At 68.9% G+C, this 13,492-nt stretch carries 12 protein-coding genes; 9 read left to right on the top strand and 3 right to left on the bottom strand.

The window, feature by feature from the left end; genetic code table 11:
- Positions 1-134: 134 nt before the first annotated feature.
- From J2X34_RS03475 to J2X34_RS03440, 8 genes are all read left to right on the top strand, one after another.
- Entirely contained in the window at positions 135-866 is a 732-nt protein-coding gene (locus tag J2X34_RS03475) for a hypothetical protein (RefSeq protein ID WP_147283555.1), read from the top strand.
- Positions 863-2,263, top strand: a complete 1,401-nt coding sequence (locus J2X34_RS03470; RefSeq protein WP_429516126.1) for a hypothetical protein — start codon at positions 863-865, stop codon at positions 2,261-2,263. Before J2X34_RS03475 ends, J2X34_RS03470 begins: the two co-directional genes overlap by 4 nt.
- 92 nt (positions 2,264-2,355) lie before the next feature.
- Entirely contained in the window at positions 2,356-2,661 is a 306-nt protein-coding gene (locus J2X34_RS03465) for a DUF6802 family protein (RefSeq protein ID WP_114723311.1), read from the top strand.
- Between the two features lie 296 nt (positions 2,662-2,957).
- Positions 2,958-4,787, top strand: a complete 1,830-nt coding sequence (locus J2X34_RS03460; protein ID WP_114723312.1) for a phosphoenolpyruvate carboxykinase (GTP) — start codon at positions 2,958-2,960, stop codon at positions 4,785-4,787.
- 231 nt (positions 4,788-5,018) lie between these two features.
- A complete protein-coding gene (gene cysK, locus J2X34_RS03455; protein WP_114723313.1) occupies positions 5,019-5,951 on the top strand; it encodes a cysteine synthase A in 933 nt (310 codons plus the stop codon).
- A gap of 5 nt (positions 5,952-5,956) precedes the next feature.
- On the top strand, positions 5,957-6,535 hold the full coding sequence (gene epsC, locus J2X34_RS03450; protein ID WP_114723314.1) for a serine O-acetyltransferase EpsC: 579 nt from the start codon (positions 5,957-5,959) through the stop codon (positions 6,533-6,535).
- A gap of 171 nt (positions 6,536-6,706) precedes the next feature.
- Positions 6,707-7,561: an SDR family oxidoreductase gene (locus tag J2X34_RS03445; protein ID WP_429516125.1), complete on the top strand. Its 855-nt coding sequence runs from the start codon at positions 6,707-6,709 to the stop codon at positions 7,559-7,561.
- Positions 7,562-7,697: 136 nt separating this feature from the next.
- Complete coding sequence (locus tag J2X34_RS03440) at positions 7,698-8,315, top strand: hypothetical protein (protein WP_254622651.1); 618 nt, start codon at positions 7,698-7,700, stop codon at positions 8,313-8,315.
- 33 nt (positions 8,316-8,348) lie between these two features.
- On the opposite strand, the gene J2X34_RS03435 is transcribed toward J2X34_RS03440, so the two are convergent.
- From J2X34_RS03435 to J2X34_RS03425, 3 genes are all read right to left on the bottom strand, one after another.
- Complete coding sequence (locus J2X34_RS03435) at positions 8,349-10,376, bottom strand: APC family permease (RefSeq protein ID WP_114723317.1); 2,028 nt, start codon at positions 10,374-10,376, stop codon at positions 8,349-8,351.
- A gap of 85 nt (positions 10,377-10,461) precedes the next feature.
- Positions 10,462-11,421 carry a cation diffusion facilitator family transporter gene (locus J2X34_RS03430; protein WP_429516124.1) on the bottom strand — a complete coding sequence of 320 codons (960 nt, stop codon included), beginning with the start codon at positions 11,419-11,421 and terminating at the stop codon, positions 10,462-10,464.
- A 33-nt stretch (positions 11,422-11,454) separates the two neighbouring features.
- Positions 11,455-12,147 (bottom strand): IclR family transcriptional regulator, encoded by a 693-nt coding sequence (locus J2X34_RS03425; RefSeq protein WP_114723319.1) that lies wholly within the window; start codon positions 12,145-12,147, stop codon positions 11,455-11,457.
- A gap of 100 nt (positions 12,148-12,247) precedes the next feature.
- Here J2X34_RS03425 and J2X34_RS03420 point away from each other — a divergent pair, with 100 nt between their 5' ends.
- On the top strand, positions 12,248-13,492 hold the full coding sequence (locus J2X34_RS03420) for a styrene monooxygenase/indole monooxygenase family protein (RefSeq protein ID WP_429516123.1): 1,245 nt from the start codon (positions 12,248-12,250) through the stop codon (positions 13,490-13,492).

The following is a 13,492-nucleotide window of genomic DNA, read 5'->3' as shown; positions in this document are numbered from 1 at the left end:
CAGATAATATGGACACTTTGGTCTGGTTCGGTGGCGGGGATACCCCGAAATCCAGGCGTTCTCCCTGGTAGTCGGCGGTATTCTCGGCGGCGGAGGTCCCGGGCAGGGGAGTGGGTCGGGTGGGGGAGGTAACGGTGGGGAACGGAACTGTCGTGGAGCACAGGGCCGCGACGACAGCGGAACTGGCGCAGCTCGGCCGGTTCGCCGCGGGTGTCGGCGGCGCGCCACTGCGTGCCCTGGACGACTACCGGGAACCGATTCGGATCCAGGTCGTCGGCCGTGCCGGTGCCGGGCGCACCACCACCGTCGGCCTGCTCGAGCGGTCCGGGTTCACGGACGTGGCCGAGTCGACGGCCGTCGACGCCCCCGGATCGGCCGACCCCGACTTCGACGGCGACGTCGTCGTCTACCTGCTCGCCGGTGCTCCGCGCACGCCCGACGTCGAGGCACTGAGGCGCGCGCCGCGCGATGTCACGGTCGCGATCCTCGGCAAGGCCGACATGCTCGGGTCCTGGGCGGTGGCGGTGCGGACGGCGATCGAGTGCACCGCCGAGACCGGGGTACCGACCGTGCCGATGGTGGCGGGCCCGGACCCGGACACTTCCGTCGGAGTCGACGACGTGGTGTCCGCCGTCGCCGACTGCGTCCGCAGCGCGCAGGCCGCGCGGACCCGGACGCTGCTGCGCGCGCTCGCCGAGGCCGCGGCCCGCGGGCCGCACCGGGACGCCGTCGAGCAGTACCTGCGCAGCGACGAGGCCGTCCACGCGGCGGCGCGGGCCGCCCGGTCGCTGCCCGACGGCCCGGCGAATCGGCGACGGGTCGAGTCGGTGCTCCGGCGGGCCCGCGTCCGCGAGGCCGTCCGGTGACCGAGGTCGGCGGGTTTCCACCCGACGCACAGCGGATCGTCGAGCGGTGGAACCCGGACGGACTGCGGGGATGGCGGGAGGATGCGCGGACCGGGGCGCGATCCGTGCACGTGGTCGCGGTGCGCGGGATCGACCCGAGACCGGTCCTCGACGTCCTTGCACCGTTCGAGCCGACGATCGACGCACCGGACGGCGCCGGCGTCGTGGTGATGGTGCTCGACGTGGCTTCGGTCCTGGGGCGGGACGAGCTCGCCGCGCTCGACGCGGCCGCGCACGACGTCGAACGCGTCGTCTTCGTGTCGACCGGCGCCGGCGAGCATCCGGACCGGGACTCGGTGCGGGAGCGGGACGAGGCGCTGCTGCGGGCGCACTCGATCCGATTCGCCGACGTCCGGGTCCTGTCCTCGCCGGATCTCCTGACCGTGGCGGTGCGCGAGGCGCTCGCCGAGGACCCGGACACCACGGCCCAGCGCAACGCGCGCCGCGGAGCCGTCTCGCTGGTGGAACGGACGTGTCGACAGATCACCGGCACCGCGCGGGCCCTGCGTGACGGCAGCGACGAGGCCGCCGCCGCGCTGCGTGCGCGCAGGACCCGGCTCGCGATGGAACGGGACGGGGGCCGGGCCGAGCGGCTCGGCCGGTTGCGCGCCGACGTCCAGCGCGCCCGCGTCGACCTGTTGCACGAGGCCGGCGGTCGGGTCCGGGCGGTGTCGGCGACGGCGCGGACCGAGATCGATCGTGCGGGACGCCGCGAACTGCAGGCCTTCCCGGAACGGATGGGCCACCTGGCCGCCGCGGCCACCGCCGAGCTCGACGCCGCGGTCGAGCGGCACCTCGGCGAGCTGGTCCGTCGGGCCGGGGTGTCCGATGTCCCGCCTGCGGACGCGGGTCGACCGGCGGCCGCGCCGTCGGGGCCGGAGCCGCGGCACCGCGGTGTCGAGGACGGGATGATGGTCGTCGTCGGCGCATCGGCCGGTGTGGGCCTGGGACGTCTCGCGGTGGCGCCGATCTCGATGGTGCCGGCGCTCGACATCGCGACCATCCCGATCGCTCTCATGCTCGGCGGCGCCGCGGCCTGGTGGCTGGCGCGGTCCCGCCGCCTGGTCGCGGACCGGGCACACCTGCGGCAGTGGGCGTCGGACACGACCGTGCAGCTGCGGGCCGAGCTGGAGCAGCGCGTGTTGGGGCGGATCCTCGAGACCGAGGCCGCGGTGGGTGCCCGCATCGTCGCGGACAGTCGCGCCGCCACCGTCATCGTCGACGAGGAGTTGGCCGCCCTCGATGTCGAGGCCCGGCGTCTCGCGACGGAACGCAGCGGCCGGCTCGCGTCCTGCGAGCGGGACCACGCCGTCCTCCTGCGGGTGCTCGAGGGGTTCTCGGGGCTCGCGGGGCACTGAGGAACGCCGACGAACGCGGTGGAACCGAGTGGAGCGGCGGCGCGTCCAACGTCGTAGCCACAGTTGTAGTGGCACGACCAGCGGGAGGCATCATGATCACGACCGACGATGTGACGGGAAACCTGCCGGACGTCGATCTCGACTCGTTCGGGGCCGACTCGGGTGCGGTGCACCTGACCGGGCCTGCGCACGACATCGACGGCGACGGCATCCTCGACACCCAGACCTTCGAGGTCGACGACGCGATGATCGTCGCGAGCGACCTGGACGGCGACGGCGACGCCGACAACCTGACCATCGTCGGCGGCCACGGCGACTACTCGTCCTGGGAATTCCATCGGGACGCCGACGGCGGGGAGCGGTGGGAACGCACCGACGAGGGGACCCTCGGCGCGTAGCGAACGCGCAGGTCCGCTGCCGCGGCAGGATCCCGTCGTCGTCTGAATCGTTCCTGTGACCGAACCGACGACACCCGGTTCCCCCAACCTGGACGCGCGGCGTTAACCTCTATAGCTAGGACACCCGGCACCCGTGTCCTTCGTTCGTTGTCCACGGTGACGTACGTGAGCAGCAGCGGAGTGGGCGGGCTGCACCCCGCCGAGAGGGGGAAATCGGTTCGGCTTACCTCTCAGCCCCGTCATGTGCGGGGCTGACGTGGTTGGATCGGTTCCCGGCCCCACCCCAGGAGAGTTTGATGACCTCAGCGACCATCCCCGGTCTGAACGGAACTGACGGCACACCCCCCACTGAGCACAGCGAGCTGCTCGCCTGGGTGCAAGAGGTTGCCGAGCTGACCCAGCCCGACCGGGTCGTCTTCGCGGACGGCTCCGACGAGGAGTGGGAGCGCCTGACCGATCAGCTCGTCGAGGCCGGGACGTTCACCCGTCTCAACGAGGAGAAGAAGCCGAACTCGTTCCTCGGCAACTCCGACCCGTCCGACGTTGCGCGCGTCGAGTCCCGCACGTACATCTGCTCGAAGGAGCAGATCGACGCCGGCCCGACCAACAACTGGATGGACCCGACCGAGATGCGGGCCCTCATGACGGACCTGTACCGCGGCAGCATGCGCGGTCGCACCATGTACGTGGTGCCGTTCTGCATGGGTCCCCTCGGCGCCGACGACCCGAAGCTGGGCGTCGAGATCACCGACTCCGAGTACGTCGTCGTCTCGATGCGCATCATGACCCGCATGGGCAAGGCCGCGCTCGAGAAGATGGGCACCGACCGCCCGTTCGTGAAGGCGCTGCACTCGGTGGGCGCTCCGCTGGTGGGCGACGTCGCTGATGTTCCCTGGCCGTGCAACGACACCAAGTACATCACCCACTTCCCCGAGGACCGCGAGATCTGGAGCTACGGCTCCGGCTACGGCGGCAACGCTCTGCTGGGCAAGAAGTGCTACTCGCTGCGTATCGCCTCGGCGATGGCGCACGACGAGGGCTGGCTGGCCGAGCACATGCTGATCCTCAAGTTGATCTCGCCCGAGGACAAGGCCTACTACGTCGCCGCGGCATTCCCGTCGGCGTGTGGCAAGACCAACCTCGCGATGATCCAGCCGACGATCCCGGGCTGGCGTGCCGAGACCCTCGGTGACGACATCGCGTGGATGCGTTTCGGTGAGGACGGCCGTCTGTACGCCGTCAACCCGGAGTTCGGTTTCTTCGGCGTCGCGCCGGGCACCAACCATGGCTCCAACCCCAACGCCATGAAGACGGTCGAGGCGGGCAACACGCTGTACACCAACGTCGGCCTGACCGACGACGGTGACGTGTGGTGGGAGGGTCTGGAAGAGACACCTCAGCATCTCCTTGATTGGAAGGGCAACGACTGGACCCCCGAGTCCGGCACCAACGCTGCCCACCCGAACTCGCGTTACTGCACCCCGATGTCGCAGTGCCCGATCCTGGCCCCCGAGTGGGACGACCCGCAGGGTGTCCCGATCTCGGCGATCCTGTTCGGTGGACGTCGCAAGACCACGGTTCCGCTGGTCAGCGAGTCGTTCGACTGGCAGCACGGCACCTTCCTCGGTGCGACGCTGTCGTCCGAGCAGACCGCTGCCGCCGAGGGCAAGGTCGGCGCCGTGCGCCGCGACCCGATGGCGATGCTGCCGTTCCTCGGCTACAACGCCGGTGACTACCTGAACCACTGGATCAACCTCGGCAAGAACGCCGACTCGGAGAAGCTCCCCAAGATCTTCTACGTGAACTGGTTCCGTCGTGGCGACGACGGCCGCTTCCTGTGGCCCGGTTTCGGCGAGAACTCCCGCGTGCTGAAGTGGATCATCGACCGCATCGAGCACAAGGCCGACGCCGTCAGCACCCCGATCGGTTTCGTCCCGACCGCCGCCGACCTCACGCTCGACGGCCTGGACGTCGAGGCCGCGGATGTCGACGAGGCCCTGGCCGTAAACGTCGAGGAGTGGAAGGCCGAGATCCCGCTCATCGAGGAGTGGCTCGAGTTCCTCGGCGAGAAGGTGCCCTCGGGCGTCCGCGACGAGTTCGAGGCCCTGAAGCAGCGCCTGAGCTGATCCCCGTTTCGTAGCCGAATGTCACATTGGTTCAGTCCAACTGAACCGATGTGACATTCGGCGTTTCAGGGGTTGTCGGGTGTGGGCTCCACGTCGGCGCCCCGAGATGTCGTCGTGTGTATACGTTCGTACATGAGCGGACCCGATGGGATGCCCGTCGCGACGGGATGGTGCAATAACTCCAACCAGACAACGACCCGGCTGCCCGAGTGGCCGCGAGGAGGATTCGGCATGGGGATCTACGACAACGTCACCGAGCTGGTCGGGCGCACCCCGCTGGTGCGGCTGAACCGCCTCACCGAGGGCCTCGGCGCCCAGGTGGTTGCGAAGCTCGAGTTCTACAACCCCGCCAACAGCGTCAAGGACCGGATCGGTGTCGCGATCATCGACGCCGCCGAGCAGTCCGGTGAGCTGAAGCCCGGCGGCACCATCGTCGAGGGCACGTCTGGCAACACCGGCATCGCGCTCGCGATGGTCGGCGCGGCCCGCGGCTACAAGGTCATCCTGACGATGCCGGAGACGATGTCGACCGAGCGTCGCGTCATGCTGCGCGCGTTCGGCGCCGAGATCGTGCTCACCCCCGGCGCCGAGGGCATGGCCGGTGCAGTGAAGAAGGCCGAGGAACTGGTCGCGCAGAACGACAACGCCGTCCTGGCTCGCCAGTTCGCGAACGCCGCCAACCCGGCGATCCACGAGCGCACCACCGGCGAGGAGATCTGGGCCGACACCGCCGGCGAGGTCGACATCTTCGTCGCGGGCATCGGCACCGGTGGCACCCTGACCGGCGTCGGCCGCACCCTCCGGGCACACAAGCCGGACGTGCAGATCGTCGGCGTCGAGCCGGCCGACTCGCCGATCCTCAACGGCGGCCAGCCCGGACCGCACAAGATCCAGGGCATCGGCGCCAACTTCGTGCCCGAGGTCCTCGATCGCGAGATCTACGACGAGATCATCGACGTCGAGTTCGACGACGCCATCCGCGTCGCGCGCAGCCTCGGCACCGACGAGGGCATCCTCGGCGGCATCTCGGCGGGCGCGAACGTGTGGGCGGCCCTCGAGTTGGCGAAGCGTCCCGAGAACGCCGGAAAGATGATCGTCGTGGTGGTGCCCGACTTCGGCGAACGGTACATCTCCACCCCGCTGTTCGAGCACATCCGGGGCTGAGCACTGTGAGTGTCCTGCGCACCATCCGGGAGGATCTCCGGGCCGCACGAGGCCAGGATCCGGCCGCGCGCAGCGACGTCGAGAACGCCGTCGTGTACTCGGGTCTGCACGCCATCTGGTCGCACCGGGTGGCGCACCGCATGTGGGCCAAGCCCGCGCTGCGCGGCCCGGCTCGCATGCTGGCCCAGTTCACGCGGTTCCTCACCGGCATCGAGATCCATCCCGGTGCCACGATCGGGCGGCGGTTCTTCATCGACCACGGCATGGGCGTCGTGATCGGCGAGACCACCGAGATCGGCGACGACGTGATGATCTACCACGGCGTCACGCTCGGCGGGCGGTCGCTCGCGAAGACCAAGCGGCACCCCACGATCGGCAACCGCGTCACCATCGGCGCCGGCGCGAAGGTGCTGGGGCCGGTGGTGATCGGCGACGACAGCGCGATCGGCGCCAACGCCGTCGTCACCCGTGACGTCCCCGCCGACGCCATCGCGACGGGTATCCCGGCGTCGGTGCGGCAGCGCAAGAGCCACGAGCAACTGGTCGATCCGACGTCGTACATCGATCCGGCCATGTACATCTGAGCCCGGCTCCCTAGCTGAAGGGTCCCTCCGTGCGCTGGCAGCGCGTGAAGGGACCCTTCAGCTCTTTTCGGGCATGGTCGACGAGGTGGCGGCGTAGGGTGTCAAATTCATCGACGGCCTCGTCGGGGACGGTCCCCGACGCCGATCGGCCGTTCCGGGGGAGTGTGCTGGATGGGTGTCTATGCCGTCACGGGTTCGGCGTCGGGTATGGGGCGCGCGGTCGTGGACAAGCTGACAGCGGCGGGACACACCGTCATCGGTGTCGACCTCTCCGCAGCCGAGGTGGTCGCCGATCTGTCCACTGTCGCTGGGCGCAGTCACGCTGTGCGGGAAGTGTTGTCGCGGGCGGGAGGCAGGCTCGACGGTGCGGTGCTCGCCGCCGGAGTGGGCCCGGCGCCCGGTGCCGACCGGCTTCCCCTGATCGGCGCGGTGAACTATCTGGGTGTCGTGGAATTGCTCGACGGGTGGCGCCCAGCGCTGGCGGCATCCGGCAGGGCCAAAGTGGTTGTGTTCGGTAGTAATTCGACGACGGTGACACCCGCGGTGCCGCGGCGCACCATAAACGCCTTCCTGTCCGCTGATGTGGACAGGGCGGTGCGGTCGGTGCGCTGGTTCGGCAAGGGCGCGGCACCGATCCTCTACGCCGGATCGAAAACCGCTGTCACCCGATGGGCCCGTCGGCACGCGACGGCCGAGCAGTGGGCTGGTGCCGGGATCCGGCTCAACGTCCTCGCTCCGGGTGCGATCATGACGCCGCTGCTCGAGGAGCAACTTGCGACACCTTCGGAGGCGAAGACGGTCCGACGATTCCCGGTGCCGGTCGGCGGCTTCGGCGACGCCGGCCAACTCGGCGACTGGGTCGTGTTCATGCTGTCGGACGCGGCGGACTTCCTCTGCGGGAGTGTTGTTTTCGTCGACGGCGGATCGGACGCCTACTTCCGTGCCGACTCCTGGCCCCGGCCGGTCCCGGTGACCCGCATAGTGCCTTACCTGACGCGGTTCCTGAGGTATCCCGGCTCCCGATGACCAACTGAAGGCTCTTTCGGTTCAGGTGCGGCGCAAAGCTCGTCGGTGACTGCGGCGTGGCACGATAGGGGGCCGATCTCGCCCCGGCTCAGCTGCGGCGACGACCGGGGTGTCGCATCGGAAACGGAGGAAACACGTGAAGCTTCGCAGGATGAAGAAGGTTGCGGTGGGGCTGGCTGCATCGACGGCGATGGTCGCCGGTCTGGCGCTGACCGGGACGGGTACGGCCGCCGCGGCCGACCGCTACGACGGGCCGGAGCTGAAGGTCGAGCAGGGTGACTTCGGGGGCAAGAACCTCGAACTCACGCTGACCAACCCGAAGAAGGCGGAGGGCGCGTTCAACGAGTCCAGCTGCACCTCGGCGTTGCTCGACGGCCAGCAGGGTCTCGAGGCCTTCGTCGCGTACAACAACAAGGACTTCGGCAAGCTCGTCCAGATCATGGCGTCGCCCGGGCTGCGTCTCGGCCCCGCGGCGAGCAACAACCTCCTCAACCCCGGACCGAATGCGAATACCAAGACCTTGCAGGTCGACAACGGTGTCTACATTTACCTCGGCACCTGCGGCGGGTGGGGTTCGGTCCTGAACCCGACCAACGTCGGTGTCTCCATGGTGCCGGTGATCGTTCCGGACGGCATCGGCAGCCTGTCGCCGGCGCTGTCCTTCGGTAGCACGGCGCTCGAGGCCGGCATCGACATCGCGAGCCTGCTGCCGCTGATCGGCTCGATCGGCGGAGCTGCCGGCGCGGCTAGCTAGGGCTGGTCGTCCGACGAATCCTGAAGGTGCCCGTCATTCGCCGACAGCGGGTGACGGGCCTCTTCCGCTTGTGCGGGTAGGTGGCGGGGGCGGTGCCCGGAGGACTCCGGTGCGGTTGGAGGCGTCGAACGGGACGATGATCGCGACGGCGTGGGGGACGTCGCTGATGGCCTTGGCGATGTGTTCGGCGGTGCGGTCGTGGAGCACTCGGCCGAGGATCGAGCCGTAGATGCGGCGTGGCAGGAGCACGCTGATCTCGGTGCGGGGCGCGGTGGCGCGGGCGATCATCTCGAGGACCCCGTGGTAGAGACGCCGGTCCGGACATTCGATGAGCTCGAGTGGCACCACGAGATCGCTGTGCTCCCACTGCCGTTTGAGGTTCGCGGCGCGGGCGCTGTCGAGGACGAAGTGCACGGCCCGCAGTTCGCTGGGCCGCAGGCTGCGTCCATATCGCAGCGCTTCGATGGTGGCGAGGTCGAGGGCGTCGACCAGCACGATGACGATGTGATGCGAGTACACGGCCTCGGTGTCGGTCTCGGCGTCGCCGAGTTCGCGCAGTTCGGCGGCCTCGTTGCGGTACTCGCGGTTGAGCCGGATCAGCAGCAGCACCATGATCGGGAACACGATCACGACCACCCACGCACCCTCGGTGAACTTTGCGATCGCGAAGATCGCGACCACGATCAGGGACGTGACGCCGGCGGCCAGGTTGATCGCCAGGCCGCGGCGCCAGCCCGGAGCGCGGGTCTTCTGGTGGTGCCGGGCCATGCCGAGACCGGCCATGGTGAATCCGGTGAACACCCCGATCGCGTAGAACGGGACGAGCGCGTTGACCTTGGCGTCGGTCGCGATCAGGAGGACGATCGCGACCGCGGTGAGCACGATGATCGCGTTGGAGAACACCAGGCGGTGGCCGCGGCGCCGCAACTGCCGCGGCAGGAAGGCGTCGTCGGCGACGAAGCTGGCGAGGAACGGGAAGCCGTTGAAGCTGGTGTTCGCACCGGTGAACAGGATCAGCGCGGTCGCGATCTGCACCACCACGAACAGGACGTCGCCGAGCATGCCCGAGCCGAAGACGATCCGTGCCTCCTGGCTGATCACCGACGGATATCCGGCTGCGTACGGCGTGGCGTGGGTGAGATAGGCGAGCAGCGAGACACCCGAGACGAGGAACGCCAGGATGCACGCCATGATCACCAGCGCACGCCGGGCGTTGGGGCCCTCCGGTTTCTGGAAGGCGCTGACGCCGTTGCTGATCGCCTCCAATCCGGTCAGCGACGTGCCGCCGTTCGCGAACGCGCGCAGGATCACCAGGACCGTGGCCCCCATGACCAGGCCGTCGGCGTGGTGCACCTCGACGGCGCCGTCCAGGGTGGTGGGGTCGATCCGGTCGAGGTTGCCGGTCAGGGCCTGGATTACCCCGACCACGATGACGATCCCGATCGACATCGCGAAGAAGTACATCGGGAACGCGAACGCACGCCCCGCCTCCTTGAGGCCGCGTAGGTTGCCGTACGCGAGCAGCAGCACCGCGCCGACGGTGATCTCGAGGCTGTACGGGCCCAGCGCCGGGACCGCCGACACCACCGCCACTGTGCCCGCGGCGGACTGCACCGCGACGGTCACGACGTAGTCGATGAGCAGCGCGACCGCCGCGATCTGGGCCGTCTTGGGGCCGAAATTGTCCCGCGCGACGACGTACGAGCCGCCGGCGCGGGTGTAGAGCATGACCACCTGCCGGTACGACAGCGTCAGCAGGATCAGGATGACGAGGATGACGCCGGTGATCGGCAGCAGGAGCGTGAACGCGGCCAGCGCTGCGTACGGCAGCAACTCGATGAGTACCTGCTCCGGGCCGTACGCGGACGACGAGATGCAGTCCGGCGACAACACACCCAGCGCGGTGGTCTTGGACAGCCGCTCCTGATGCAGTCGGGCGGTGGTCAGCGGCGGACCGAGGAGGCGACACTTGATCCGGTAACCGAGCCTCTCGGGCAAGACGGGCTCGAACGTTCCGCTCGCCCCGGCGTCCCGAGGGGCCGAACTGGCGGGCGGGTCCATGGGTTCTCCAGGGTGCTCCAGGTCCGTATCGGCCGACGCTCCTTCAGTTCTACTCGCCTGGGATCGCGGATGGGGCCGCAGACGATCACACCGACAGGCTCGGCTCCTCCGACGTCGAGAGTGTGAGCACGGCCTTCCGGACAGCGGCGGTCTCGGTCGTGATCCGGTTCTCGAGGTCGCGCAGGGTGTGCGCGACGCGGGACTCGGCGTAGTCGCCGATGAGGTCGACGCTGGCCACCAGGTACACCTGGTGCGGTCCGAGGAACTCCATCCGCAGGTACGTCACGCGCTCCACCTCCGGGTAGCTCAGCAGCTTCGCGACCGCCTGGCCGCGCAGTTCCGGGGTGCCGGGCTCGCCGACGAGGAACCGGCGGTTGCGGTCGAGCAGGACCAGCGCGATGACGCCGAGCAGCACGCCGACCGCGATGGACCCGATCGCGTCCGGGATCGGCGATCCGGTCAACTGGTGCGCGAGGACGCCCGCGAACGCGATGACCAGGCCGATCAGCGCGGCCGCGTCCTCCGCGAACACCGCCCGGACCGTCGGATCCGACGTCAGCAGCGCGTGCTCGAGGATGTCGCGGTGGGCGTCGTGCGCCTCGCCCCGCAACTGCCTGAACGCCTGCCGGAACGAGATGGCCTCGAGCACGAACGCGATCCCCAGCACCGCGTACGCGACGCCGAAGTCCGACGCCGGCGCCGGATTCACCAGTTCCTGGATGCCGTGGGTGATCGAGACTCCCGCGCCGACCGCGAACAGGCCGAGCGCGGCGAACAGCGACCAGATGTATGCCTCCCGGCCGAAGCCCAGGGGGTGTGCGTGGTCGGGGTCCTTGCGGGCGCGGCGGTCGGCGACCAGCAGCAGGATCTCGTTACCGGTGTCGGCCCACGAGTGCGTCGCCTCGGCGACCATCGACGCCGATCCGGTGAGCACCGCTGCCACCGACTTCGCCACTGCGATCAACGCATTCGCCACGAATGCAATGACGACGGTGAGGGTGCTCTCCCCGCCCGAGTCCGCATGCGAGGTCGGTGAGGTCGCCATCGCCTCAGGCTAGGCGCGATCCACGGCCTGCGCTTATCGGTCGCCCTTGATTCCTAGTTGCCCGAGTTGATCGGCGGCCGCGATCAGAGCGGTCAGCGCGGATCCCCGGTCCACCGTTCCCGGGACGAAGACGACGCACAGGCTTCCCACACCGCCCTGCTCGAATTCGACCGGGACCGCGAGCATGCCCACCCCGGGCAGCACTTCTCCGACGGTCCTGGTGTAGCCGGTCTCCCGGGCGAGGCCCACTTCGGGCCGTTCATCCGGTGTCGGCGGGAGGGCCGCGAGGATGGCCAGTCCGGCCGCACCCTGATCCAACGGATGACGCATACCGTCGCGCAGGCTCACCGTGGCCGGGCGGTCTGATGCTGCCGACATCAGCACGAGGGCGTCGGTGTCGCGCCTGACCGCGAGATAGGCACTCGCTGGGACGGCGCGGGTGATCTGTCTCAGCGCCCTCTCCGCCAACGCGGTCAGGCCCCGATTCGACGCGGCACCGATGACGAGCGGGGTCAACCCGAGCTCGTACCGGCCGCTGTCGTCGCGCTGCAGATAGCCCCTGGCCTCGAGCGTCGTCAGCAGCCGGTACGCGATCGAGCGATGCAGCCCCAGCGAGGACGCCACATCACCCGCGGTACACGGCGCATTGTCTGCGACCCACTCCAGGACCGCGAGGCCGCGCTCGAGCGTCTGAGACGTGACACCCGACTTGTCGGTCTTTCCCACTCGGCCCCCTCCGGGCGATGTTGTGCGTCGCGTCACAGGGAGCGTACGATCGCACTCGATATTCGGGTTGGTGACTCGATATTAGAGCATGAGGTGATTGATGGGCATCGGCATCGTGGGTGGCGGTATCGCCGCGCTTCATCTGGCGTTGGCGCTGCAGAAGGAGCAGATCGATGCCGTCGTCTACACCGCTCGGGGCCACGGCGATCTGCCCGACGGGCCCCTGCTCAACACGGTTGTCCATCACAATCCGACCATCGCCAGGGACGAGTTCCTGGGAACGGATCGCTGGCCTGCCGATCGCTATGGCTACCGCCGGCACTTCCATCGCATCGGAGGAAGCGCCCCGGTCGAGTTCACGGGGGTCTTCAGGCGGCCCTCGTCGGCCGTCGACCACCGCCTGTACCTTCCGGCCCTGGCCGAGACTTTCCTTGATCGAGGAGGGCAGATCCGCACCGCCGCCGTCGGCGCACGAGACCTCTCCCGTCTCGCCTCGCAGCACGAACTGGTGGTTATCGCGTCGGGGAGGGGGCCACTGAGCGGGCTGTTCGATCGTCGAGCATCCCTGTCTCCAATTCATGCGCCGCAGCGCCGCATCTGCGCGGGCCTGTACACCGGCATCGATCGACGTATCGAGGACGGAGTCGGGATCAGCCTCGCGCCCGACGTCGGTGAGTTGCTCGAGATCCCGATAATCACCCGACACGGTCGCGTCACCGCGCTGTTGTTCGAGAACCTCCCGGACACCGAGGCCGCCGCGCTCTCGGATATCCGTCCGACAGAGGATGGCGGTTGTCGATTCGCCCGCGCGGTACTGGATCTGCTCCGCGACCAGCACCCGATGACGTTCGAGCGTGTCGACGAATCAGACTTCGGATTGACCGATCCCCGGGACCTCCTGCAGGGCGGGGTCATTCCGGCATTTCGCGAGGACTACTTCGAAATCGAAGACGGCGTCTTCGCCTTGGCGTTGGGTGATGCGCACGTCGTCGTCGATCCGATCATGGGGCTGGGGGCGAACATTGCCGCCTACAGCGCCGGCGTCGTCGCCGACTGCATCATCGACAGCGGCGGCATCTTCGACGAGCTGTTCTGTGACCAGGTGGCCCGTGCGCGTGCAGAGGTGCTGATCGGCGCTTCGCAGTGGACCAATCTTATGTTGCAGCAGCACCCGCGTGTCTCGGATGTGATGCGGGCTGCAGCTCGAAAGCCGATGTTGGCCAACGTCTTCACCGACAACTTCGACCATCCGGAGCGTCAGTGGAGGATCCTGGCAACGGACCGCCGCGCGGAACGCTTCATCGCCGCCGGGCCCGAGCCCGAGCCCGCACCGCCCGCCACCTGA

This window comes from Rhodococcus sp. BE178, assembly GCF_050433545.1.
Classification (GTDB): Bacteria; Actinomycetota; Actinomycetes; order Mycobacteriales; family Mycobacteriaceae; genus Prescottella.
The sequence above is the reverse complement of the archived record's forward strand: the minus strand, read 5'-3'. Positions and strand labels throughout refer to the sequence as shown.